This is a genomic window from Micromonospora sp. NPDC004336 (genome assembly GCF_053602615.1).
In genome coordinates, this window is record NZ_JBSGDY010000032.1 from 21,330 (window position 1) to 45,718 (window position 24,389).

At 73.0% G+C, this 24,389-nt stretch carries 22 protein-coding genes and 1 pseudogene; 8 read left to right on the forward strand and 15 right to left on the reverse strand.

Annotated elements, in window-relative coordinates; genetic code table 11:
* The first annotated feature begins 51 nt into the window (after window positions 1-51).
* From ACWENR_RS09940 to ACWENR_RS09950, 3 genes are all read left to right on the forward strand, one after another.
* Entirely contained in the window at window positions 52-2,565 is a 2,514-nt protein-coding gene (locus ACWENR_RS09940) for an excinuclease ABC subunit UvrA (protein WP_452276649.1), read from the forward strand.
* A 93-nt stretch (window positions 2,566-2,658) separates the two neighbouring features.
* Window positions 2,659-3,774 (forward strand): MerR family transcriptional regulator, encoded by a 1,116-nt coding sequence (locus ACWENR_RS09945; RefSeq protein ID WP_452276650.1) that lies wholly within the window; start codon window positions 2,659-2,661, stop codon window positions 3,772-3,774.
* A gap of 633 nt (window positions 3,775-4,407) precedes the next feature.
* Window positions 4,408-4,662: a hypothetical protein gene (locus ACWENR_RS09950; protein ID WP_452276651.1), complete on the forward strand. Its 255-nt coding sequence runs from the start codon at window positions 4,408-4,410 to the stop codon at window positions 4,660-4,662.
* Between the two features lie 270 nt (window positions 4,663-4,932).
* On the opposite strand, the gene ACWENR_RS09955 is transcribed toward ACWENR_RS09950, so the two are convergent.
* From ACWENR_RS09955 to yczR, 5 genes are all read right to left on the reverse strand, one after another.
* Window positions 4,933-6,966 carry a hypothetical protein gene (locus tag ACWENR_RS09955; protein WP_452276652.1) on the reverse strand — a complete coding sequence of 678 codons (2,034 nt, stop codon included), beginning with the start codon at window positions 6,964-6,966 and terminating at the stop codon, window positions 4,933-4,935.
* A gap of 132 nt (window positions 6,967-7,098) precedes the next feature.
* Complete coding sequence (locus tag ACWENR_RS09960) at window positions 7,099-8,037, reverse strand: hypothetical protein (RefSeq protein ID WP_452276653.1); 939 nt, start codon at window positions 8,035-8,037, stop codon at window positions 7,099-7,101.
* 159 nt (window positions 8,038-8,196) lie between these two features.
* Window positions 8,197-8,820: a YdeI/OmpD-associated family protein gene (locus ACWENR_RS09965; RefSeq protein WP_452276654.1), complete on the reverse strand. Its 624-nt coding sequence runs from the start codon at window positions 8,818-8,820 to the stop codon at window positions 8,197-8,199.
* A 110-nt stretch (window positions 8,821-8,930) separates the two neighbouring features.
* Window positions 8,931-9,371, reverse strand: a complete 441-nt coding sequence (locus tag ACWENR_RS09970; RefSeq protein WP_452276655.1) for a VOC family protein — start codon at window positions 9,369-9,371, stop codon at window positions 8,931-8,933.
* A 210-nt stretch (window positions 9,372-9,581) separates the two neighbouring features.
* Complete coding sequence (gene yczR / locus ACWENR_RS09975) at window positions 9,582-11,018, reverse strand: MocR-like transcription factor YczR (protein ID WP_452276656.1); 1,437 nt, start codon at window positions 11,016-11,018, stop codon at window positions 9,582-9,584.
* A 47-nt stretch (window positions 11,019-11,065) separates the two neighbouring features.
* On the opposite strand from yczR, the pseudogene yczE reads away from it, so the two are divergent.
* Window positions 11,066-11,719: pseudogene (gene yczE, locus ACWENR_RS09980) on the forward strand (membrane protein YczE); the annotation flags it as partial.
* 134 nt (window positions 11,720-11,853) lie between these two features.
* Here yczE and ACWENR_RS09985 read toward each other — a convergent pair.
* The gene (locus ACWENR_RS09985; RefSeq protein ID WP_452276657.1) at window positions 11,854-12,810 is read right to left on the reverse strand and encodes a sulfotransferase family protein; all 957 of its coding nucleotides are present in this window, start codon (window positions 12,808-12,810) and stop codon (window positions 11,854-11,856) included.
* Between the two features lie 165 nt (window positions 12,811-12,975).
* On the opposite strand from ACWENR_RS09985, the gene ACWENR_RS09990 reads away from it, so the two are divergent.
* Together ACWENR_RS09990 and ACWENR_RS09995 are read left to right on the forward strand one after the other, a co-directional pair.
* Complete coding sequence (locus tag ACWENR_RS09990; protein ID WP_452276658.1) at window positions 12,976-13,383, forward strand: NUDIX domain-containing protein; 408 nt, start codon at window positions 12,976-12,978, stop codon at window positions 13,381-13,383.
* 107 nt (window positions 13,384-13,490) lie between these two features.
* Window positions 13,491-14,300, forward strand: coding sequence for a class I SAM-dependent methyltransferase (locus ACWENR_RS09995; protein ID WP_452276659.1), 810 nt, complete (start codon window positions 13,491-13,493; stop codon window positions 14,298-14,300).
* Window positions 14,301-14,435: 135 nt separating this feature from the next.
* Here the strand turns inward: ACWENR_RS09995 and ACWENR_RS10000 are convergent, their stop codons facing one another.
* From ACWENR_RS10000 to ACWENR_RS10025, 6 genes are all read right to left on the reverse strand, one after another.
* A complete protein-coding gene (locus ACWENR_RS10000) occupies window positions 14,436-14,783 on the reverse strand; it encodes a VOC family protein (RefSeq protein ID WP_452276660.1) in 348 nt (115 codons plus the stop codon).
* A 317-nt stretch (window positions 14,784-15,100) separates the two neighbouring features.
* The gene (locus tag ACWENR_RS10005) at window positions 15,101-15,508 is read right to left on the reverse strand and encodes a nuclear transport factor 2 family protein (RefSeq protein WP_452276661.1); all 408 of its coding nucleotides are present in this window, start codon (window positions 15,506-15,508) and stop codon (window positions 15,101-15,103) included.
* 8 nt (window positions 15,509-15,516) lie between these two features.
* Window positions 15,517-16,737, reverse strand: coding sequence for an NAD(P)/FAD-dependent oxidoreductase (locus ACWENR_RS10010; RefSeq protein WP_452276662.1), 1,221 nt, complete (start codon window positions 16,735-16,737; stop codon window positions 15,517-15,519).
* Window positions 16,734-16,928, reverse strand: a complete 195-nt coding sequence (locus tag ACWENR_RS10015) for a ferredoxin (protein WP_452276663.1) — start codon at window positions 16,926-16,928, stop codon at window positions 16,734-16,736. Before ACWENR_RS10015 ends, ACWENR_RS10010 begins: the two co-directional genes overlap by 4 nt.
* Window positions 16,925-17,839 (reverse strand): pyridoxamine 5'-phosphate oxidase family protein, encoded by a 915-nt coding sequence (locus ACWENR_RS10020; RefSeq protein WP_452276664.1) that lies wholly within the window; start codon window positions 17,837-17,839, stop codon window positions 16,925-16,927. The genes ACWENR_RS10015 and ACWENR_RS10020 overlap by 4 nt, the downstream gene beginning before the upstream one ends.
* Window positions 17,840-17,920: 81 nt before the next feature.
* The gene (locus ACWENR_RS10025; protein ID WP_452276665.1) at window positions 17,921-18,385 is read right to left on the reverse strand and encodes a VOC family protein; all 465 of its coding nucleotides are present in this window, start codon (window positions 18,383-18,385) and stop codon (window positions 17,921-17,923) included.
* Between the two features lie 112 nt (window positions 18,386-18,497).
* On the opposite strand from ACWENR_RS10025, the gene ACWENR_RS10030 reads away from it, so the two are divergent.
* Window positions 18,498-19,055, forward strand: coding sequence for a CGNR zinc finger domain-containing protein (locus ACWENR_RS10030; protein ID WP_452276666.1), 558 nt, complete (start codon window positions 18,498-18,500; stop codon window positions 19,053-19,055).
* 268 nt (window positions 19,056-19,323) lie between these two features.
* Window positions 19,324-20,334 carry a LacI family DNA-binding transcriptional regulator gene (locus tag ACWENR_RS10035; protein WP_452276667.1) on the forward strand — a complete coding sequence of 337 codons (1,011 nt, stop codon included), beginning with the start codon at window positions 19,324-19,326 and terminating at the stop codon, window positions 20,332-20,334.
* 60 nt (window positions 20,335-20,394) lie between these two features.
* Here ACWENR_RS10035 and ACWENR_RS10040 read toward each other — a convergent pair whose 3' ends face one another.
* The 3 genes from ACWENR_RS10040 to ACWENR_RS10050 form a co-directional block, all read right to left on the reverse strand.
* Window positions 20,395-22,197: a fucose isomerase gene (locus ACWENR_RS10040; RefSeq protein ID WP_452276668.1), complete on the reverse strand. Its 1,803-nt coding sequence runs from the start codon at window positions 22,195-22,197 to the stop codon at window positions 20,395-20,397.
* A 60-nt stretch (window positions 22,198-22,257) separates the two neighbouring features.
* The gene (locus ACWENR_RS10045) at window positions 22,258-23,259 is read right to left on the reverse strand and encodes a substrate-binding domain-containing protein (protein WP_452276669.1); all 1,002 of its coding nucleotides are present in this window, start codon (window positions 23,257-23,259) and stop codon (window positions 22,258-22,260) included.
* Window positions 23,260-23,285: 26 nt separating this feature from the next.
* A partial coding sequence (locus ACWENR_RS10050) for an ABC transporter permease (protein ID WP_452276670.1) occupies window positions 23,286-24,389 on the reverse strand: 1,104 nt, incomplete at its 5' end.

The following is a 24,389-nucleotide window of genomic DNA, read 5'->3' on the forward strand; positions in this document are numbered from 1 at the left end:
GTCCGTGGCGGGCGTACGCCGTCGCCCGGCCATACCGAGACAAGGATCCTCATGCGCGAGACACCAGACGCCGCGAGCACGGGGCACGGGACCATCGACGTGGTGGGTGCCCGCACCAACAACCTGCGGGACGTGTCGGTCAGCATCCCCAGGGGGCAGCTCGTGGCCTTCACCGGGGTGAGCGGCAGCGGCAAGACCTCGCTGGCTGTCGACACCCTGCACAACGAGGCCCAGCTGCGATATCTGGAAGGCCTCTCGCCGTTCGTACGGCAGTACATCACCCAGCGGAACCGGCCGAAGGTCGACCGTGTGACGGGACTCGGCGCGACCCTCGCGGTCGACCAGCGCCGCCTGAACCGCAACCCCCGCTCCACGGTCGCGACGATCACCGGCATCGACGGGCACCTGGGGCTGCTGTACTCGCGCCTCCCGCGGATCGGCGCGGGCCGGGCGGCGGCAAGCGGCGACGGGCCACTGACGACCGCCCACTTCGACCGCAACACCCCGGAAGGGAGCTGTGCGGACTGCCACGGGGTGGGCGGGCGCTGGCAGGCGCAGGAGGACCTCGTCATCACCCACCCCGAGCTTCCGCTGTTCGAGGGCGCCTCACCCTGGTACGCGAAGTGGCGGTCCGGTGAGCACGCGTTCGTGCCGGCGCTCGCCGAGAAGCGGGGCGTGGACCTCAGCCGGCCGTGGCAGTCGCTGCCCGAGGAGTTCCGGCACTGCGTGCTCCACGGCACGGGCGACGAGATCGTCGAGGCGAGCATCGAGATCCCGAACAGGAACGAGACGGCCACGATGACCTACACCTCGAGCCAGCCGCTGCGGGGCGCGCTCGCCGAGGTGGAGCGGGTGTTCACCAACGCCCGGACGCCCAGCGCCAAGCAGCGCTACCTGGCATACATGCGCAAGCAGCCCTGCGGCACCTGCGGCGGCAGCGGCTATCACGAGGTGGCCCGGTCCGTGCGGCTCGGCGGGCTGACATACCCCGACCTGCTCGCCGTGGAGGTCCGCGAGGTGCGCAGCTGGGCGCAGCGCGTGGCGGGCGATCTGGACGCCCGGCAACGCGAGGTGGGTGAGCCGCTGCTGCAGGACCTGGGGCGCCGGCTCGGCATTCTCGACCGGCTCGGCCTGGCCCATCTCCAACTGTCCCGGAGCGCGGCGACGCTGTCCGGGGGCGAGCTGCAGCGGACGCGGCTCGCCGCGCAGCTCAGCACCGAGCTGAGCGGCATCGTCTTCGTGCTCGACGAGCCGGGAACCGGGCTGCACCCGGCGGACAAGGCACACCTGCTCGACATCGCCCTGCAGCTGCGCGAGGCCGGCAACACGGTGCTCCTCGTCGAGCACGACCCCGAGCTGATCGCCCGCGCCGACTGGGTGATCGACATGGGGCCCGGCGCGGGCCGCCTCGGCGGCGAGGTCCTCGTGTCGGGTCCCCCCGCCGACGTGACCGCCCACCCGACGTCGCTGACCGGACGCTACCTGGCCGGTCACGGGCCGCGGCTGCGCCGGACCCGCCGCCCGGTCGGAGCCGGCACCGACTGGGTCGAACTGCACGGCCTGAGCGCGCAGAACGTGGTCGCGGACCTGGTGCGTCTTCCCGCCGACCGGCTCACCTGCCTGACCGGGGTGAGCGGCAGCGGCAAGAGCAGCCTGCTCGGTGCGCTCGCGTCGAGCGTGGAGGCCGCCCTGACCGGGAGGGCGACCGACACGGTGCGGAAGGTGACCGGCGCCGAGACGTTCGGTTGGGTCGCCGTCGTCGACCAGGAGCCGCTCGGACGGACACCGCGGTCCAACCCCGCCACCTACAGCAAGGCGTTCGACGTGGTCCGCAAGCTGTTCGCCGGGACCGAGGCCGCACGCGCGGCGGGTGTGGACGCGTCCTGGTTCAGCTTCAACACCGAGGGCGGCGGTCGCTGCGAGACCTGCACCGGGTACGGCCGCAAGCTGGTCGACATGCACTTCCTGCCGGACGTGTGGGTGGTCTGCGACGCGTGCGGGGGCCGACGCTACAGGCCGGCGGCCCTGGAGATCAGGTACCAGGGGTTGACCATCGACCAGGTGTTGGAGCTGACCGTCGCCGAGGCCGTCGAGCGGTTTGCCGAGCCTCGGCAGCTCGCGGAGATCCTCGGAGCCCTGAACCGGGTGGGGCTCGGCTATCTCCGGCTCGGTCAGAGCGCCACGGAGTTGTCCGGCGGCGAGGCGCAGCGGCTGAAGCTGGCGTCCGCGATCCAGCGCGGCGCCACGAGCCGCAGGGCCGGCCTGGTCGTACTCGACGAGCCCGTCTCGGGCCTGCATCCGTCCGACATCCAGCGTGTGGTGGACGCGCTCGACGTGTTGCTCGACTCGGGCAACACCGTCGTCGTGGCCGAACACGACATCCCCGTCGCCGCGTCCGCCGACTGGGTGATCGACCTGGGCCCGGGAGCCGGTCCCGACGGGGGCGCGGTCGTCGCGGAGGGCACCCCGGACACCATCGCGGCGGCGGACACCCCGACCGCCGGCTTTCTTCGACGGTACGCGGCGGGCCTGCCGCTCCTGGGGGTGGGCGAAGACGCGCGCTGAGCGCCGCGCCTCGGAACGCGTCGACGGGCGGAGACCCGGGCCGGCGGTGAAACGCTTGCTCCTCACGCGGCGTCATGGCACATAGTTCGTGGCGTGGAAGAGCACCTGACCGTGGGGCGCGTGGCGGAGTTGACCGGCGTCAGCGTCCGCACACTGCACCACTACGACGAGATCGGCCTCCTGGTGCCGTCCGCGCGGACCGCTGCCGGGCACCGGGCCTACTCCCCCGGCAACGTGGAGCGGCTCCGCGAGGTGCTCGCCTACCGACGGCTCGGCTTCGGGCTGCGGGAGATCGCCGATCTGGTCGACGATCCCGGCACCGACGCGGTCGCGCACCTGTGCCGGCTGCGCGGCCTGCTGCTGGACCAACGCGACCGCGCCGCCGCCATGGTGACGGCCATTGACAGGGAGTTGGAGGCACGGGCAATGGGAATCAGGACGACCCCGGAGGAGCAACTGAGAGTGTTCGGCGCACAACTGTACGACGCGATCGGATCCGCCTACCCGGCGACCCGGCGCACCGAGCCACGGATCGCCGCGCGCATCTGGGAGGCGCTGGGCGACGCGCGAACGGTGCTCAACGTGGGGGCCGGCACCGGCTCCTACGAGCCACCCGACCGCGACGTCACGGCGGTGGAACCGTCGGCGGTCATGCGGGCGCAGCGTCCCGTGGGCGCGGCGCCGTGCGTGGCCGCCGCCGCGGAGAATCTGCCGTTCGAGGACCAGTCGTTCGACGCCGCGATGGCGGTCAGCACGGTCCATCACTGGCCGGACCCGGTCGCCGGGCTGCGGGAGATGCGGCGGGTGGCCCGGCGCGTGGTGGTGTTCACGTACGACGCCGACGACACCCGCTGGCGTCAGCGGTTCTGGCTCACCCGCGACTACCTGCCCGAGTTCGCCCAACTCCTGGTCGGCTGGCCGTCCCTGGCCGAGCTGACCCGCGCGATCGGAGGGCGCGCGGAGCCGGTGCTCGTCCCGTGGGACTGCGCCGACGGCTTCTTCGAGGCGTACTGGCGCCGGCCGGAGGCATACCTGGACGAGCACGTACGCCGCGCGGTCTCGGTGTGGACCAGGGTCGGGCCACAGGCGGAACGGCGGGCGGTCGACGCACTCCGCGAAGACCTCTCCTCAGGCCGGTGGGCCGAGCGCAACCGCGACCTCCTCGCCCTCGACACGGCGGAACTCGGCCTCCGCCTACTCGTGGCCTGAGTTGCCACGCACGAGAGCGGTCCGCGCTCTCCCCGTCTCCGCCGGCCCGCCGTGAATCCGGGCGACCTGACAGTCGATGACCCCACGTGAACTGCCAAGGGTAACGTCAGCGCCAGGCATTCTCTGTCAATGCCGACGTGGGCGCCGGACGCCGTGAACACAGGCAGTCGGAGAACTGCGTTTTCGACCCCGCGGTGCTCGTTGGCGCGTGCCGGCGAGCATCGCGGGAACGCATGAGAGACGCATCCCGACAGGCAGACTCAAGATTCCCTCAAGTTGCCCCGAGCATCGCCTTACTTCGAAACACGTCTGCCAGAATCGACCGCACACGGATCTCCGGTCCGGTAAGGACAGTGGCATGTGGACGGGCCGGAGGCCGTTGACCTGCCGTTCCGGCTCGCTGCCGGAACGATACCCGTGAAGGGAGAGGCTGTGAGACGTCTCCGCTCGGTGGCCATCTCGGCCCTGTTGGGAACCGTGTTGGCGGTGGCTTCCGCAACAGTGGCCGCATCCCCGGCGTCGGCCGGGTCGCTGTACTGGAAGAACGGCACGAACGTTTCGAAATCCACGGTCTGGTCCGGTGCGACCGCCAGCAACATGCAGTGCTACTTCCCGTCGGGATACAACGCGACCATGTGCATCCGGTTCGACCGGCGCACGATCTACGTGCGCAACGACAAGGCCAACGGCTATTTCAAGCTGGGGCAGTGGACCGGCGGCGGCAACACGTACATCTGCCAGAACAACCGCACGAAGACCTCCGGCGACAAGAGCTGGGTGGCCTGCCACTGGAAGTGGCCGAAGAAGAACTGCTACACCATGCGGACCGGATACGGGCAGCACGAATGGTACGTGACGAGCCGCGCCAGCGGCGTCAAGTGCTACTAGACCCGTAGCGACGCCGCACCTCCCGTCGCGTCGGAACGGGTCGGGCCCACCGGCACCCGCAGCGGCTGCCCCGTCCCGACGGGGCAGCCGACCGGCGGGCAGGGGTCAACCCGACCCGCCGCTTCCCCCGCGCGCCGTCGACGACCTGCTTCTCCTCCTCCGCGAAGCGTGTCGTCGGCGGTGCGCGCGCCCGGTGGTGGCCGCGACGACCCGCGAGCGCCGGGCCCGGGCCGACCCGGGCGCGCGCCCGCGGTGCGGCCGGTCACCGCGTCACGGGCAGGGCGCCCGCCCGCAGGCGTCGATGACCTTCCCGGTGAGCAGGAAGACCGCCTTCTGTCTCTGGGCCGCGGCCTGGGCGCGCGGGAACTCGTGCGAGTCCACCCCGTACTCCGGCCCGGCCGGGGGAAGGTTCGTCGGCGGTGGCGCGTACGCCGCCCCGCTGTTCCAGACCACCATCGCCGAACCGGTGTACGGGTACCTGCGGATCGGCGCGATGCCCCAGTACGGCCGCACGTCCGGTGACCAGCCGTCGGCGAGGGCGGGGGTGTGCAGGCGGGCGCCGATGGTACGTGCCTGGACCTCCGCCGCGGCGGGGGAAACCTGCTGGTCGCCGAAGGCCACATGCATCAGCACCTGGTGGGCCGGGGTGCCCGGCAACGGCCGGTCGGTCATGTGCCGGGCGTACCCGTTGGCCTCGGAGCGGTCCCACAGCATCTGCAGCAGCGCGAGGATGAGCTGCTGGTCGGCCCTGTCCCGGTACCAGCGGTCCAGGGTGGCCTGGAACGGGGCGAAGGCCACGCTTCGTTGCAGCAGCGTGGAGTAGTTCATCGCCGGCACGCCCAGCACCGACCGGGTCCAGTCCTGGGCGATGGCGGTGACCGCGCCACCGTTGATGCCGCCCTGGCTGTTGCCGTCGTAGTGCAGCCCGCCGGCCACGTCGATCAGGGGCCGTCCGGCGGCGTCGCGGAACGCCGGATGGGCGGCGAACCCGCCCGGGTGGATCATCGTGCGGCCCAGGAAGAGGAAGTTCAGGTAGCTCTGCTGCAACCGGTCGACCACCGCCGGGAAGGCGCGCAGGTCGGTGAAGGCGCCGGCCACGTAGGAGAGGTCGCCGGCGGCCATGCCGATCCAGCTCGTCGCGCAGAAGGTGAAGTCGTACGTGTGCGACATCGCCTTGACGTTGCCGGCGTTGATCTCGGTCGGCCTGCCGAGCAGGCCGTGGCCGTAGAGCGAGAGGTGCGCCGGCCGCGCGGCGGAGGCGCTGCGCGGGATGTTGCAGACGAAGTCCGCCGCCACCGTCGCGCCCGACGGCGTGGGAAGGGCGTCCGGCGTCGGTGGTGTCCCGCCGCCGCCGGGCGGGCCGTAGTGCAGCCGGGAGCCGGGCAGGCCGTCGCCGGTCAGGTAGGACGGCACGGCGACGGTGCCGGTCACCTGCCGGGCGATCAGCGGCTCCTGCTCCGGCGGGTAGTCGGTCACCTGGGTGACGGTGAACGACGGTGCGGCCCGGCCGAGGGCGGCGAACGCGCCGTCGCGGATCGCCAGCGTCCGCCCGGTCAGGCCCTGCCGGCTGGCCACCGTGAAGTCCCAGGCGAGATAGAGGCTGTGCCGCTTGACGCCGGCCCGGCTCAGGTCGGCGAGGATCCGCTTCATCTGCGGGACGCGGCGGTCCCGGCGGTCGAGGCCGGCGCCGGTCACGTACGACGTGAACGCCCTCGGCGCCGGGATCAGCGCCCTGCCGCCGTCGCGCATGCCGCGCAGGCCGACGACGTACCGGGTGCCCTCGGTCAGCGCCACCGCCGGTCGGATGATCAGCAACTGCCGGTCCGGCTCACCGGTCGCGCGCGCGTCGAGCTCCGCCCAGTACGGCGTACGCCTGCCGGTGCGGGCGTCGAGCAGCACGATCGGTGCTTCCGGAGCCAGCGAGCGGCCGATGTCGGTGACCGGCGCGATCCCGGTCGCGGCGGCGTCGAGGCCGGGCACCCGCACCAGGATCGGCGAGCCGGGACTGAACCCGTCCTGCCGGTTCCACTCCGTCGGGTCGATCGGCGTCCCCGTCACGTTGGCGGGCATCGCGGAGGCCGCGAACCGCACCCGCTTGCCGGTCGCGCTGGTCCGGTCGGGCACGGTGAAGAAGTCGTTCGGGAACGGCAGCAGGCAGGCCGTCGGGTCGATCGGGTCGCAGGCGCCGCCGCTGGCCGACGGGTGGGCCGCGGGCGGTGCCGCGGCGGCGGCCGCGCCGAGCAGGACGGCGCCTGCCGTGATCAGCGCGGACACGGCGAGGCGGAGCCGTTTGCATGTGGTCACGCGTATCACCTCGGAGACGGGGCGGTGGTCCGGCGGCGGCGGGTAGAGCGTGGTCTACTTCCTACGCTTGTCGATGGGTTCCGGCAAGAGGGCTGAGCGGCGGACGCGCAAGCCTCGGTTGCCTCGCCACGCTCACGTGACTGACGCCAGCAGCCCCAGGTCGGTGCGGTACCAGGTGGTCCCGACGATGACGTGGAGCTCGGGGCCGCGGCAGAAGATGCGAGCGTCGCGCAGCTCCATGCCGTCGGGCAGTACGAGTCGGGCCGGCGCACCGGCGGCCGTCACCGCCGCGCGGTCGATCTGGAACGGGACGACCAGGTCGTACTCGGGTCCGTAGCCGCCGATCAGAGCGCCCGTGACACCGTCGGTCACCAGGGCGTGCGCGCCGCGGTGGGGCGCCGGGCCGTGGTCGGCCGGCGTGTCGCCGCTGACGGAGACGAGGTGGAACTCGGTGTACGCACAGGTCCAGGCCGTCTCGTCGGCCACGTTGAGGGCGTAGCAGTCGAAGATGTCCGGCACTGCGGGTTCCTGTGGGTAGAGCCAGTCCGGGTCGAGGTCCGCGGTGAAGCGGGCGAGGCCGTGTGTCTGGGGACCGCTGCCGCCCATGGCCTCGTCGAAGTAGCCGACCCAGATGGCGCCGGCAGGGGTGGTCGACACGTGCGCGATCGCGTCGCCGAGGTCGCCCCGGTGCGCGCGACGCCCGTCGGCGGTCCACACCTCGGCGTTGGCGCCGCCCCGGTTGCGGGCACGGACGAGCAGGACGCGTTCACCGGGCAGGAGCTGCACGAACGTGGGTCGGACGCAGCCGTCGAGCGGCACGGACCGGACGGGCCGCCCACGACCGTCGTGCACGGTGATCAGAAGCCGTCGGGGTTGCTCGCGGCTGGCCCAGACGGCGACGGCATCGTTGTCCGGGCCTACACCGACCGCCTCGGGTACCCGCTCCCACTGCCGGTCGGTCCGATCCGGCGCCAGGTGGCCGGCGTGGCGCAGCGGCGCGACGGGAAGCCGGAGGATCTCCAGCCGCCGGTGCAGACGCTCCTGTTCCCGCTCGCGTCTGGTCTTGGGCACCGGGCGTCCTCCTGGTCGTCGTACGGGCCTGTCCGGGTCGAGGGCCTGCGGTGGCCGCGGTGGCCGGTTCATGTGGAGGCGATGGCGATCCGGGCGCGCGTCGTGGCCTCCTGACGCCGGTCACGCCGCACTTGGCGCGTGACCGGCCCGGGCCGCGACTCAGCTCGGGCTTCCCGACGACGGCGTCCGCGGAGGCCTGGCCTTCTGCGGATGGATCGTCTCGTGACGGGCCAGCATGGCGACGAACTCGCCGATCTTCTGCTCCCGGGTCTGTGCCCGCTTGACGGCGCCGAGACGGTGGATGAGAGCGTACCGGTTGGTCTTCGTGAGTACGTCGAACATGGCCTGGGCGGCGGGGTCGGCGGCGATGGCGTCGCGCAGGTCGGCCGGCACCTCGGCCTCCGACGGTGGGGCGTAGGCGGCGGCCCAACGACCGTCCGCCTTCGCGGCCTCCACCGCGGCGCGACCGGAGGGCTGCATCCGACCCTGCGCCTCCAGCCGGGCCACGTGGGCGACGTTGCGTTGTGACCACGAGCTGCGGGGCCGGCGAGGGGTGAACCGGATCCAGGAGGTCTCCTGATCCCGCTTGCGGGCCTGCCCGTCGATCCAGCCGAAACACAGGGCCTCGTCGACCGCCTGCTGCCAGGTCAGGGTGGTGACCGTACCGCCCTTCCTGGTCAGGGCGAGCCAGACGCCGGGCGACGTGGCGTGGTGGGCCGACAGCCACTCGCGCAGCGCTTCGGCGTTCGGGACGATCAACTCTTCCAGCTCGGCGCTCGCCATGGTGACAGGCTATCGCTGCGCCGATGTCGCAGCCGCTGCCCGTGGGGCGGCCCGGCTCGGCGCTCGCCGGCCGACCACAGGGGTCGGACGCTGCGGCCCTCGCGCCTGGTTCAGCCGATGCGCTCGGCCAGCGAGACGATGATTCCTTCGGGTCCCCGGACGTAGGCCATCCGCCAGGCGCCCTCGTACTCGCCGATGCCACCGACGAGTCCGTAGCCCTCGCCGGCCGCCCAGTCGACAGCGGCCCGCAGGTCGTCGACCTCGAAGGACACGTTGCGCAGTCCGCGCTCGTTCGCCATGGCGGCCGGCGAGCCCGGCACTGACTCCGGCCGCACGAATCTCGAAAGCTCCAGGCGGGCGCCGTCGCCGGGCGTCCTCAGCATGACGATCTCGGTGCGGGCGTCCGGAATGCCGCAGACCGTCTCCAGGAACTCGCCCTCGACGAACGCCCTGCCCTCGACCTCCAGGCCGAGCGCCACGAAGAAGGCGGTCACGGCGTCGAGATCTTCGACGGTGATGCCGACGTGGTCGAAGCGTCGCACATGGGACATGGCCAGAGCTCCCGTCGTGTCGATCATGTCTCTGCCCGGTAGGTCCTGATCGCCGGGCCGCCGGTGCCACACCGTAGCGCGAGGCGGAGGCCGGCACTGTCGAATCCCGACCATCCGCGCCCGGAAACCAGCGCGGGGTCGCCGGCCGGACACCGGCGTCCGGCCGCACCGCGCACCGCAGTCCTCACCTGAGCCCACGGCGAGGTGCCGTCAGGCGATCCAGCGTGGTCGGCGAGCGGCGGACGACGGTACGGGCCCGTCGGCGAGGGCGGTGGCCAAGCGGCGTACGGCCTCGTTCAGGAGATCCGATGGCGCTGTGTAGGGGATGCGGAGCCGCTGTTCGAAGATCCCGGGCTCCGTGGCGAAGTAGGTGCCGCTCTCGATCCGCACCCCGTAGTCCAGGGCCCGCTCGGCCAGCGCTGTGGCGACGGGTTCACCCAGGTCGACCCAGAGCGACAGGCCGCCGGGTGACGGCTGCCAGGTCCACTGCGGAATGTGTTCGGTCAGGGCCGCGACCAGGGCGGCGCGCTGCTGACGCAGCTGTTCCAGGCGGGGCGGCAGCAGTTCCCGGGCTCGATCCAACAGGGCGAGGGCGAGCAGCTGGTCCAGGACCGAGCCGCCCATGTCGGTGGCGACCCGCTGGCCGGCGAGTTCGGTGACCAGCCGTGCGGAGGCACGCAGCCAGCCGATGCGCAGGCCGGCCCAGTGGGTCTTGCTCATCGAGCCGATGGTGATGACCTGGCCGGTCATGTCGGGCGTCCCGTGGCAGGCGAGGGGCGGCGGGGTGGGAACGTCGAGGGCGAGGTCGGCCAGGGTCTCGTCGATGACCAACCAGGCGCCGGAACGTTGCGCGGCGCGCAGGACGCGGACGCGCTCACGCTCGGGCATGAGGCAGCCGGTCGGATTGTGGAAGTCGGGGATCAGATAGGCCAGCTGAGGCACGACCTGACGCAGTGTCGATTCGGCTATCTCGGCATCCCAGCCGGTCTCGGTCACGGGGACCGACACGGTGCGCAGCCGGGCGCGGCGCATGGCCTCCAGCGCGTTCGGGTAGGACGGGTTCTCGACCATGACCCGGTCGCCGGGGCGGCAGAGCAGCCCCAGGACGAGCGTGAGCGCGTGCTGTGCGCCCGAGGTCAGCAGGATCTGTTCGGGCACGGTGGCCAGGCCCCGCCGCGTGAACCGTTCGGCGATGGCGGCGCGCAGCTCGGGAAGGCCGAAGGGGTGGTAGCCGGGAGTGTGCGCGTGCTCGGCCAGACGAGGGGTGACCCGGGCCAGCGCGTCGGTGAGCGCCTCGCCGGGCAGGCCGGGGGCGGCCCGGGCCAGGTCGATGGCGGCGTCCTGGGGGCCGAGGAGCCGGGTGACGCCGCGGGGCGTGCGGCCCTCGGGCAGGGCCGTCCAGGTGCCGGAACCCTGGCGGCTGTGCGCGTAACCGCTCTCGCGCAGCAGGTCGTACACCGCCGTGACGGTGGCCCGGCTGGTGTCCAGCGCGGCCGCCAGATCCCGTTCGGCGGGGAGCCGGACGTGCAGCGCGATCCGCCCGTCCAGGATCAGGGCGCTGATCGCCTGTGCCAGGTGGCGGTAGGCGGGCCTGGTTGTGGGCGGGCCGGGCAGCATCGCGGCGAGCTGGCGGCTGCGCGCTCGCACGCACGCCGCGCGGGAACCCGTCCCCTCCCCCGCTTGCCTACGTCCCCCTCGGTGAGCGTCCGCTACGACGCGTCGCGCAGCTGTTCGTCGGGCTCGCGCTGTACGGGTTCAGCCTCTCGGTCCTGGTCCGCGCCTCGCTGGGCGTCAACCCCTGGAGCGTGCTGTACGAGGGGGTGCAGGAGCACACGTCGCTGAGCTTCGGCATGACCAGCGCGGTGATCGGGACGGTGGTGCTGCTGTTGTGGATCCCGCTGCGGCAGCGGCCGACGGTCGGCACGGTCGCCAACATCGTCGTCCTGGCGGGCTCAGCCGACCTCGGTCTCGCGCTCATCCCCCAGCACCTCGGTCCGCCCGCCCGGGTCTGGTTGCTCGTCGGAGGTGTCGTGCTCAACGGGCTCTCCGTCGCCGTCTACGTCGGCGCCCGGCTCGGGCCCGGCCCCCGGGACGGGCTGATGACCGGCGCGTCCGCCGTGACGGGGCGTTCCATCCGGCTCATCCGCACTCTGATCGAGATCACCGTGCTCGCCGTGGGCTGGCTGTTGGGCGGCAGCGTGGGCGTCGGCACCGTGCTGTACGCGCTCGCGGTGGGCCCGGTCACCCAGTTCTTCCTGCCCTGGGCCGCCTACCGTCGGGTGGCCGACCGGGCCGGCGACGCGGCGCTGCCCGAGGAGCCGAGCTCGGTCGGTGCTGCCAGGGTCTGAGCCGGGCCCGCGAAACCCGACCCGATCCCTCACCGCGGCCCGGGTGGGTGGTGACACCCAGCCGGCACCATCACGGCCGGCGTGCGGCCCCGCCCGCTACAGCTCCTTCGCCTGCGCCGGGCCGGTCGGCACCGTCACTCGTATCCCATGGCCGGGATGACGTCGCCGAGCGCCTCCTCGACGAACTCGCGGGTCTCGCGGTCGAACTGGCCGGTGCGGCCCGTCAGCCGGTGCGGCTCGAACGCCGACGGGGTGGCGAAGTCGTCGACGCCGAGCCGTTCGAACAGCGCGCGGCGCTGCCCGGGCCAGTCGGCTGCGAGGTCTTCCGCCTTCACCTCGACGTATCGCCTGCCCGTCAGGTCGAACGTGCTCTTCCAGGTGAGCCACCGCTGGTAGACCGGCTTGAGGTAGGCGAGCGCGCCGTCGACGGTGGGCGGCGCCCATGGCTGGGCCAGGTGGGATGCGAGCACCGAGACCGGGTGACGCTTGATGTGCACGATGGTCGCTTCGGGGACCAGTTCCCAGAGGAACTCCATGCACAGCAGGTTGAACGGTGTCTTCTCGCACCAGGCCGGCTTGCCCGCGTCGGCGGCCGCCCCGCCGAACAGGGTGTCGACCAGGCCCCGCAGGATTCCGAGCAGTTCGCCCCGGTCGTCGAAGTACCTGGGAAGGATCCGCCGGCGACTCAGCGGCTCGAACGGCCCGGCGGGCCGGTCGGCGTTCCCGAAGCCCTCCGCCGGCGCGGGTTCGTCGTAGGCGCACGCGACCAACTGCGGCCAGAGCTGTTGCACCGCGTCCCGGTAGCGCTGCTCGCCGACCAGCTCGGGAACGGTCTTGCCGCGGTCGTCGCGCCGGCCGGGCACTCGTACGGTGAGGAAGTCGCTCAGCCGGTGCAGGGCGTCCTCACCGACGGTGGGGTCGTATCGGACGGTGAGCGCGTCGGCCAGGTCCCGCAGGCCACCCGGGTCGACGAGAAACCTGGTCTCCATGGGGATCCGGTGGATCAGCGGGTGTTCGCCGATGATGTCGGCGATCCGCGACGTCCCCGAACGACCCGTACCCGCGACGAAGATCGGTGCGGAGGAAGGCATGGGGAGCAGTCAAACCCTCCCCCGGCGCCGGTGCAACCCATTTGTCATCATCGACCGCTGCCCCGGCACCTGACCGGCGCCCGTCGCGCCGAGCGAGGGCCGGAGGCGGCTACGCGGCCCCGCGGCCGAAGCGAGGCTGTCCCACCCCTGTGCTGTGATCCCGTCATGCATGTCGTCGTCACAGGCGCACTCGTCGAGAACGGCGCGGTCCTGCTGGTACACCGCAGGGCGACCCGCCAGGCGTACCCGGATCTCTGGGATCTGCCCGGGGGGCATGTCGAAGCGGGTGAGTCGGAACTACAGGCCCTCGCGCGCGAGCTGCACGAGGAGCTCGGTGTTCGCATCGTGGCGGAGTCCTCGTCACGGTTGGGCGACTTGCATCTCGGCGAGGGTGACAACGCCGTTCGGGTGGGCGTCTGGCACGTCGGTAAGTGGGTCGGCTCCCCGGCCAACCGGGCGCCTGACGAGCATGACGACGTCGCCTGGGTCGGGATCAGCGAGCTGGGCGACCTTCCCCTCGTGCACGCCGGCCTGGTGGGTCTTGTCGAAAGGCACGGTCTCCGGCTGGTGTGACTTCCGGCGGCGCCATCTCATTTGCCAGGACGACTGTCCTGTATTCCGAGATATCGGGGCTATGCTCGGCGGGCCCGTCAGGGCGTCGTCCGGGAGGTGGGGCTGCGATGGTGAGTGCCGAGAACGTCTACACGCACGGGCACCATGAGTCGGTGTTGCGGTCGCACCGCTGGCGGACCGCGGAGAACTCGGCCGCCTACCTGCTGCCCCACCTCGCCCCGGGCGCGTCCCTGCTCGACGTCGGCTGCGGGCCGGGCACCATCACCGCCGACCTCGCCGCCCGGCTGGCGCCCGGCCGCGTCACCGCCGTCGAGATCAGCCCCGAGGCGCTGCGGCTCGCCCAGACCGAGGCCGCCGCGCGCGGCCGGGACAACGTCGGCTTCGCGGTCTCCGACGTGCACTCCCTCGACTTCGCCGACGACACCTTCGACGTGGTCCACGCCCACCAGGTGCTCCAGCACGTGGCCGATCCGGTGCGGGCGCTGCGCGAGATGCGGCGGGTCTGCCGCCCCGGCGGCCTCGTCGCCGCCCGGGACAGCGACTACGCGGCGTTCACCTGGTTCCCGAACCTCCCGGTGCTGGACGAGTGGCTGGCCCTTTACCAGCGGGCCGCCCGCGCCAACCGCGGCGAGCCGGACGCCGGCCGGCGCCTGCTCTCCTGGGCCCGCGCCGCCGGTTTCGACGACGTCACCGCCACCGCGAGCACCTGGTGCTTCGCCACCCCCGAGGACCGCCTGTGGTGGGGCGGGATGTGGGCGGAGCGGATCCTGCGCTCGGACCTGGCCCGGCAGCTGGTGACGTCCGACATGGCCACCGAGGCGGATCTGCGCCGCATCTCGCTGGGCTGGCGGGAGTGGGCCGCGGCGGACGACGGCTGGTTCGTCGTCCTGCACGGCGAGATCCTCTGCCGCACCTGACACAGCAGGAGAGGTGCCGGCAGTCGACACCTGGTCGCAGCCCTCCGGGCGGTCGATCGCAGACCCCGCCCGGACGTGCGTCACCGGTTGCGCCCGCCGCCGGCCGCGTCGTGGCGGCCCGGCGCACCTGTGGGTCTACCGCTGCCAGAGGCCGTGGTCGTTGCCGCCCAGGACGTAGATGGCGAAGGTGCCGCGCCCGGGAATCTCCAACGGCTCCACGGCTATCTCGCCGCCGGCCTCCGCCACCGCCGCGACGGCCGCCTTGATGTCGTCGACCAGCCAGTAGGGCCGCACCACCGGCTCCTCGGTGTCGCGCAACGGGGCCCGTACCCCCACCAGCCCGCCGCCCGGCATCGCGGCCGTCCGGGCGTTGCCGAGCCCGGCGTCCGGCTCGCCGAACTCCACCCCGTTCGCTGCCGCGTAGGCGGCACACACCACGTCGACTTCCCTGGTCACGATCTCGAGGTAGTAGACCTGCATCACCGACGGACCTCCGGCAAGTCGCTGGACAGGTGGATCCTTGTGCGTTCCCGCCACTATATGGCCGCCGTCCGCTGATCTCAGGCCCTGCGACGGGTCGCCGTGCCGGAGCCGGTATCGGCCCGGGCCGGCGGAGAGCCGTCATCCGGCCGCCACCGGCGCCGCGCACGAGGGAACCCGGGTTCACTGCGACACGCGGCCCCGGTGCACCGTCCGCGACGCGCGGCCCCGGGGCACGGTCCGCGACGCGCGGCCCCGGTGCACCGTCCGCGGGTGCGACCGGCTCCGGCGTCCCGCCCCCGGTGGGCCCACCGGGGGCGTCAGAGGCGCCGCTCCGACGGCTCGATGCGGTAGTCGTTGATGCTGGCGTCGCGGACGGCCATCAGCCCGTCCGGGGCGAACTGCCACAGCTCGTTGCCGTGGCTGCGCCACCACTGCCCGTCCGCGTCGCGGCTCTCGTACTCGAAGCGCACCGCGATCCGGTCGTCGGTCCAGGCCCAGAGCTGCTTGACCAGGCGGTAGTCGCGCTCGCGCTGCCACTTGCGGGTGAGGAAGCGAACGATCTCGTCGCGTCCGCTGAGGAACTCGTCGCGGTTCCGCCAGCGGCTGTCGGCCGTGTACGCGAGGGCCACCCGCTCGGGGTCACGGGTGTTCCACAGGTCCTGCGCGATCCGTACCTTCTCGGCGGCGGTCTCGGCGGTGAACGGGGGGACGATCGGGGTGCTCATGGCGCTCCTCAGGCGGGTAGGGAAACGGGCTGCGGGTTGGTGAGGCGGCGCTGGATCAGCGCCTGGTAGTGGGCGAGCCGGCTGGTCCGGTTGGCGGTGAGGGCGCCGACGAGCCGACCGCCGCGGTGGTACGTGACGACCAGGCGGTGTCCGGCGTCGTCGCGCTCGACCACCTCCGTGGTGTCAGCGAGGTGTGGCAGCCCGACCGAGCGCAACCGCACGCCGTACAGGTCCGACCAGAAGGACGGCACCGGTCGGTAGCCGGGCGACGTGTCGGGCCGCAGCAGGGTCTGCGCCGCGACGGAGGCCTGCTCGACGGCGTTGCTCCAGTGCCCGAGCGAGACCAGTTCGTCGCCGGCCAGCGGGTGCGGCCACCGGGTCAGGTCCCCGGCGGCGACCACGTCCGGCGCGGGCCGTCCGTCGTGTCGCAGGGGTCGGCAGTATCCGTCGCAGACCAGCCCCGCGTCGACGCGCAGTCCGGACCCGGCGAGCCACTCGACGTTCGGCTCCGCCCCGAGCGCGAGGACCGCCAGGTCCGCCGCGACGCGGGCGCCGTCGGTCAGCTCGGCCCCGGTCAGCTCGCCCCGGCCGTTGGCGGTGAGGGCCCGGACCCCGACGCCGAGCCGCAGGTCGACGCCGTTGGCGCGGTGCAGGGCGGCCACGAACCGTCCGACGTGCGGGCCGGCGGGCGCGAGCAGCGGCAGCTCCCGGGGCTCGACGAGGGTCACCGCGACGCCGAGGGCGCGGGCCGCCGCGGCCACCTCCCCGCCGAGGAAGCCGGCGCCGACGACGAGCAGCCGGGCGGCCCGGGGCAGCGCCTCGGCCACCGCGGTCGCGTCGTCGAGCCCCCGGACGGTGTGCACGCCGGCCGGCGCCGTGGGACCGGGCCAGCGCCGGGCGCGGGCGCCGGTGGCTAGCACCGCCCCGTCGTAGGGCAGCCGGGTGCCGTCGGCGAGACGCACCACGTGGGCGGAGACGTCGAGCCCGCCGGCGGCCACGCCCAACCGCCACGTGACATCGAGCCCCGCCGGGACGGGCAGGGTCGTCCGTTCCGGCCGCCACCCGCCGTCGAGGACCTGCTTGGTGAGCGGCGGTCGGTCGTACGGCAGGTGGGGCTCGTCGCCGACCAGCACGAGTTCGCCCGCGTAGCCGGACCGTCGCAGCGCCTCGGCGGCACGCAGCCCGGCCAGCGACGCGCCGACCACCACGATCCGCCGCGGGTCGCTCATGGTTCGCCCACCAGGCGGATGGCGCGGACGGGACAGGCGGCGACGGCGGCGCGCACCTGGTCGTGTCGCGACTGCGGCGGTTCCGGTTCGTAGGTCAGGACTTCGTCCTCGTCGAACGCGAACACCTCGGGCGCGGCGTACACGCACTGGCCGTGGTTCTGGCACAGGTCGAGGTCGACGGTCACGGTCATGGCTTGGTCGTCTCCGGATCGAGGGTGGGGTTGAAGCGTGAGTAGCTGGGCACGCTCCAGGTGAGCGGGCTGGCGTGGTCGATCTGGACGACGCGCTCGACGCGGAAGTCGACCACCCGCTGGGCGCCGGGCATCGGCACGGCCGGGTCCCAGTCGACCCGGGCGGCGCCGGTGAGGTGCAGGGTCGTGCCGGAGAGCCAGTCGACCAGCAGCAGGCCGGCGGCCGGGTCCTGCTGAAGGTTGCCGAGGGTCATCATCATGGCGTTGCCGACGTAGTCCGGCCAGCGCAGCCGGTCGGGCGAGAGCACCCGCACGAAGCCGGGGTTGCCGCCCCGGTGCGAGGCGTCGCACGCACCGGCCGTCGAGCGGGTGGCCACGAAGAAGGTGTCGGCCCGCCGGACGAACTCCTGCTGGCTCGGGGTGAGCGTCTCGCCGACGACCGGTGGCGCGGTCGGTCGGGTGTCGGCGGCGCGCTGCGGGGTCCGCTGCTGGATGTACTTTGGGCAGTTGGCGTACACCTGCTCGGCGGTGATCCGGAGTCCGGCGGGCCTGGGGTGGCTGACGCCGTTGAGCCGCATCCGGCGTCGGGTGCCGGCCTCGATGGCGATCGAGCCCACCTGGGCCGGTCGGGCGAGGACCGGGGCGAGCGGGTCGCCGGGCACCGGACGTGTCCCGACGTCGACGGTCCGCTCGTCGGGGGCGCTGATGAAGCCGGCCGGCCCGGTGAGCAGGGTCGCCCACATGCGCCCGTCGTCGTCCGCCGCGCCGACGACGATCATGGGCTGTTCGGTCAGGAACCGCACGGCCGGCGGCGGGAGCGTCGTGCCGATCGCCAGGCGGGAGTACTCCGCCTGCTCGGCGACTCCGGCCCGCCGCTGCGCGGCGAGTTCCCCGGGGTGGTACTGGATCATCACAGCCTCCTCCGGCTGTCGATCGGCAGGAGCGGCGGCGGTGCCGACCCGGCGGCACGGGCCGGCACCGCGTCGGCCGGCCTAGAAGAAGCCGCAGGTGGGGACGCCGCTGACCGGGGCGGCGGCCGGGTCGGCCCCGGTCGGGGCGTACACCTCGAGCCGGATGCCGTCGGGGTCGACGAAGAACACGCCGCCGGAGGAGGCCCCCTCGCCGTGCGGGACGATGCCGTCGTACGCGAACTCCGCGCCGAGCGCCTTCAGGGTCGCCTGGACGGCCTCCACCTCCGCGATCGACTCGACCTGGAACGACAGGTGGTGCAGCCCGGGACGGTCGGTGGGGAAGCCGCCCTCCGACTGCTCCCACAGCGCCACGAGCATGTGCCCGTCGCGGCCGAGGAACACGAAGCGCCGTCCCTCCTCCTTGCCCTCGGCCTGCACGTCGAGCCCGAGCACCGCCCGGTAGAAGTCGATCGAGCGGTCGAGGTCGGTGACGTTGAGCCCGACATGCCCGGTCTTCAGGGCGGTCGGGGCGGCGAGCGTGGTCATGGGACTCCTTCGATGCGGTCGCGCCGGGTCATCGGCACTTCTAACCGGTGGCCGCTACGTTAGGGGTTAGAGTGTAACCGGTCAAGCCGACCTCATGGGTTAGGGTGGCGACATGAGTGGCGAGGGACGTGCGCACGATCCGCGGCCACTCGTCGGCGAACCGCTCGGCCTGGACCTGCTCAACACGATCTGGGTGGACGCCGAGGGCCCGCACGACCTGCTCAGCGACCTGGCGGGCACCCGGCTCTGGCTGGCCAGCAACGACCGTCCCCGCCACCCGGCCACCGAGCCGGTCCGCCGGGCGCTGCTGGTGGCGCGCGAGGCGATCCGGGCGCACGTCACCGACCCGGCCGCACCGGCGGCGATCGCCGACCTGAACGCCGTGCTCGCCTGGGGGCACCTCACGCGCAGCGTCGGGCCGGACGGGCCGGCGACCACCGCACGGGTCGACGACCCCGCTCACCTGACGGCCTGGCAGGCGGCGGACTCCTACCTCGCGCTGCTGGCGGAGCGCCCCGACCGGGTGCGACGCTGCGCCCATCCGGACTGCGTCCTGCACTTCTACGACACCAGCCCGAAGGGCAGCCGCCGCTGGTGCTCCATGGCCGGCTGCGGCAACCGGGCCAAGGCCGCCCGGCACTACGCGCGCACCCGGCGCCCGGCCGGCTGAGCGGCCATCGCCTCCGACGCTCCGTGCCCGCCCCCGGGGCGGTCGGCGCCGCGCCGCCCGCCCGTCGGCACCCGGCCCCCGAAGGCGCGACCTCCCCCGCCCCTGCCCGCGGCATCGAGGTCGATGCGGTCGCCTGGATGACAGAAATCGATTGCCCGCCCGCTAGGATCCCAGGCTGACCGTCCTCGAACGGTCGACCGCACCGGACGCCCGGGCACGCAGGTTCGGCGCGGGACTGGGCCCAGGGACACCGACGGGGGACGGCCGCATGACGACCATCTACGACGTGGCGCGAGCGGCCGAGGTCTCGGCGTCCACGGTGTCCAGGGTGCTCAACGGGCACTCGTCGGTGGACGCGGGTCTCGCGGCGCGGGTACGCCAGGCGATGCTCGACCTGAACTACCGCCCCAACGCGGTGGCGCGGAGCCTGCGCCGGCAGCGCACCAGCCTCTGGGCCGTGATCATCTCCGACATCAACAACCCGTTCTTCACCTCGCTGGTGCGCGGCATCGAGGACGTGGCGCAGGAGGCGGGGTTCTCGGTGGTCCTCTGCAACGGCGACGAGGATCCCGACAAGGAGACCCGCTACGTGACGGCGGCCCTGGCCCAGCGGATGGCCGGCGTGATCATCTCCTCCTCGGGCCGGCCCGCCCTGATCAACCGGCTCACCGAGGCCAGGATGCCGGTCGTGGCCATCGACCGGCAGCCCCACGGGGTGGCCGTGGACACCGTGCTGGTGGACAACGTCCACGGGGCCGAGCTGGCGACGGCCCACCTGGTCGACAGCGGCTACCGGCGGATCGCCTGCGTCACCGGGCCGCGGCGGATCTCCACGGCGGTCCAGCGGTTGCGTGGGTACCGGCAGGCCCTGCAGGCGTCCGGCCGGGCCGTGACGGAGGACCTGATCCGGTACGCCGACTACCGGGAGGACGGCGGTTACCAGGCCATGGCGTCCCTGCTGGGCGCGGTCGAGCCGCCGGACGCGGTCTTCGTCGCCAACAACCTGATGACGGTCGGCGCGATGCGGTGCCTGGTCGACCGGGGCGTCGGCGTACCCACCGGGTGCGGCGTGGTCGGGTTCGACGACATCCCCTGGGCGCCGCTGGTCCGCCCCTCGCTGAGCACCGTCGCGCAGCCCACGTACGACCTGGGTCGGGCCGCCGCGTCGCTGCTCACCGAGCGGATCGCCAACCCCGGCAAGGCGTCCTCGACCGTCACCCTGAGGACGGCGCTGCGGATCCGCGAGAGCTCGGTGCCGTCCCCGCCCCGGCCGGCCTGACAGCCGGGCGGCCGGGGGCCGCGCCGACCGGCGGGCCGGCGGTGGGGCGCCGTCCCGGCGTCACACGCGGACGTCACCGCACAGGTGCACCCGCACCCCGAGGGCGTCGAGCATCGCGGCCTTGACGCGCAGGGCACGGTCGGCGGCGTCGGCGTCGTCGGCGTAGACCACGTTGACGTGGTTGGCCTTGTGCCGGGCCATCAACTGGTCCCGGCCGACGCCGTGCAGCACCGCGTGCATGATCGGCCACTGCGGGGTGGTGGCCGCCAGCCGACGCCGCGTCTCGGCGGCCGGCAGCTCCACCACGGTGCCCCGGCCCAGGTCGGCGTGGAGCACCCGGTCCATGACGAAGATCCGGGACCAGACGATCTCGCCCGGCCGGGAGACGCCGCTGAGGGTGCCGCCGCCCAGCGGGAAGTACATCGGCGGCTGCCGCATGCTGTACGACCGGTCGTAGCCGCCGTTGTGGGACGCGGGCACCGATCCGGAGATCTCGAACACCCAGACGAAGTCCGGCCCGTACCGCTCTCCCCAGCGGATGTCGTGCAGGGTCGTCGCCGGATCCATCCCCATCGCCGTCCAGATCCGGTTGGTGATCAGCGAGTCCACCGCGACGCCCTCGTCGACCTCGTTGAAGTGCGGCAGGGCCCGTCCCGGGTAGAGCTCGCGCGAGCCGTCCCGGCTGGTGACCGGCGGCCGCGTCACGTCGTTCAGCAGCCCCTCGGCCAGGTCGCTCGCCGGGACCGTGTCCTTGAGCCCCTGCTGGTACTGGATGCCGACCGCGTCGAGGCCGAAGTCGTCGGCGATGCGCAGCGCGGCGACGTACATCTTGAACTGGCTGAGCAGTTGGCCGTCGGTCAGCTCGGTGGCCTCGTCCGTGCCGGTGTGGAAGGTCATGCCGGCGGCGTCGAGCCACGCCCGCACCGCGAGCGCCTCCTCGTCGGGCACCCGCCCCATCTCGGCCACCAACGCGCTCTGCGACAGCCGTTCCTTGAAGATGCCGAGCGGGTTGAGCAGCTCGTCGTCGATGATCGCGTTGTACATGCCCATGCAGCCCTCGTCGAAGACGCCGACGACGGCCGGCCGCCGCTGGAGCTGGCGGGCCAGCGCCACGCCGAGTTCGACCTCGGGGTCGGCCGGCAGCGGCGGCAGGTCGCGCACGTGGCTCTCGTCGTGGACCACCTCGCCGGTCTCCAGCCAGGACTTCAGCCCGTCGCGGGCCCACTCGTCGGTGAAGTCCTCGCTCCACAGCGCCGAGTAGGGCACGCCCGCCTTGGTCAGGCTGCCGGCGAGGTTGAGCAGGCCGACCAGGCCGGGAAACCGCCCGCTCCAGTTCGCCACCAGCAGGATCGGCCCGCGGTGGGCGCGCAGCCCGGCCAGCACGTGGTGGCTGTACTGCCACACCGCCTCCACCACCATCAGCGGGGCGTCGAGCGGGATCTGCTGGAAGACCTCGATGCCGGCGCGCTGGCTGTCGATGAAGCCGTGACCGGTGACCGGGTCCACCGGGTGGGCCCGCCGGGTGTGCCAGCCCAGGGCGGTGACCGCGGCGGCGAGGTCGGCCTCCAGGCGTTGCTGCGTCGGCCAGCCGGTGACGTTGGCGCTCAGCCGCAGGTCACCGCTGGCGACGGTGTAGACGGTACGGGGGTCGGCGACCGGCGGCTCGACCGGCGCCGGCATGGCGTAGCTGCTCACGGGTTGACTTCCTCCACTGGCTCGTCGGTACCTGGCTCGGGCGGGTCGCGGCCGGTCCACCCGGTGCTCCCGGACGCGGCGGCGCAGCACCCGCCCGGACAGGTCGACGAGGACGCCCTTGCTGCTGGACGTGCCGACGTCGACGCCGACCACCGCCGCCACCGTCATGCCGGGTCTCCCCCGTCCTCCGGGTCCGGGTCGGGCCCGTCCGGCCGTGCCGGGCGGCGCTCAGGAGACGCCGCCGAGCTTGGCGTACGCCTCGGCGGCGTTCTCCCTGGTGATCCGCATCGTGTCGAGCGTGGTGGTGCGCGGGACGTCCTTGTCGCAGTCGACCAGGATCCTGCGGGCCAGGTCGACGGCCTCCCGACCGCCGGTGGCGTACTGGAAGGTCGCCGCGAGCCGGCCCTGCTCGACGGCCCTGATGCCGCCCGACGGCACCGGAAGGGCGTCGATGCCGGTGAACCTGACCTTCGTGTGCAGCCCGGCCGCCTTCGCGGCCAGGTACGCGCCCTCGGCCATCGGATCGTTGTGGGCGTACACCGCCGCCACGTCCGGGTGCGCCTTGAGCAGCGCGTCGGCGACCGACTGCCCCTTCTCGCGCAGCCAGTCCCCGGGCTGCGAGGCGACGATCTCGATCTTCGGGTTGGCGGCGACGCCCTCCCGGAAGCCCCGGGCGCGCTCGGCCGCCGGGGTGGAGCCGGGCAGACCGGCGATCTCGATGACCTTGCCGCCGGTGGGTAGCAGGGTCGTCGCGTAGAACTCGCCGGCGGCCCTGCCGATCGCGACGTTGTCCCCGCCGATGAAGGCGGTGTACGCCTCCCCCTCGACCTTGCGGTCGAGCACGATTACCGGGACGCCCCGGTCGTACGCCTTGCGCACCACCGCGGTCAGCGGCTTGGCCTCGTTCGGCGAGATGATCAGCAGGTCGATCTTCTGGGTGAGGAAGTTCTCCACGTCGGCGACCTGCTTGCTGTTGTCCTGCGCCGCGTCGGAGACCACCACGCTGAACCCGGGGACGGACCTCGCCGCCGTCTGCACGTCGTTGTTCATGACCTGCCGGTAGGGCTCGGCGTTGTTGGCCTGCGACATGCCGATGAGGAAGTCCTTGCCGGCGCCGCAGTCGGCGGCCGCGGCGTCGCCGACGTCGGACGGTTTCTCCACGCTGCACGCGCCGGAGGCGGCGAGCGCGCCGGTGCACAGCAGCGCGAGCAGGACGGTTCGGGTGCGCATGAGGACGCTCCTTGTCGGGTGGCGGTTCAGACGATGCTGCGGCGCAGCTTCTGCAGCCCGGCGGCGGCCACGATCACCAGTCCCTTGATCAGTAGCTGCACGTTGGCGTCGATGTTGTTGAGCGCGAGGATGTTGTTGAGGATGCCGAGCAGCAGCGCCCCGGCGAGCGTGCCGCCCATCGAGCCGGTGCCCCCGGCCAGGCTGGTGCCGCCGATGACCACCGCCGCGATGGCGTCGAGTTCGTAGCCGGCGCCGTCGTTGGGGCTGCCCTGGTTGAGCTGTCCCGCGTGGATGATGCCGGCCACCGCGGCGAGCAGGCCGGCGACGGCGAACACGGCGACCTTGACCCGCAGCACTGGCACGCCCGAGAGCCGGGCGGCCTTCTCGTTGCCGCCGATGGCGTAGACGTGGCGGGCGAACGCCGTCTTGCGCAGCACGACGATCGCGGCCACGCCGATGCCGACGAACAGCACCGCCGGGACCGGCAGCACGCCGTTGACGGTGCCGTTGAGGATCTCGAACGCCGGTGGCGCCTCCTGCGGGCCGTCGCCGTAGGCGATCGGGATGCCGAGCCCGCCGGACCAGATCCGGGCGAGGCCGCGCGCGACCTGGAGGCCGGCGAGGGTGACGATGAACGACTGGATGCCGAGCCGCGCCGTCGCGTAGCCCTGCAGCGCGCCGAAGAGCGCGCCGATCAGCAGGACGACGGCGACCGCCGGCAGGATGCCGAGCCCGGAGTCCACCATCAGGGTCGCGGTGCCGACGGCGGACAGGCCGAGGATCGCGCCGACGGAGAGGTCGATGCCGCCGAGCAGGACGACGAACGTCATGCCGACCGCGATGATGCCGATCTCGGAGACCGCGCGGACGATGTTGCCCAGGTTCTCCGTGGACAGGAAGAGGATCTCGCCGTCGCGGCGGGGCGAGACGGCGACGGCCAGCACGAAGACCAGCAGCAGCGCGAAGAGGCTCTGCACGGCGAAGAGCCGCTCGACGAGTTCGCCCCGGCCGCCCGGGCGCCACCGCCGGTGGCCGTCGTCGGCGGCGCCCGCCGCGCCCCCCTCGGCCGACGCCGCCGACGTGTCGGGCCCCGTCCCCGGTGCGCGCAGGTGAGTCATCGATCGTCCTCT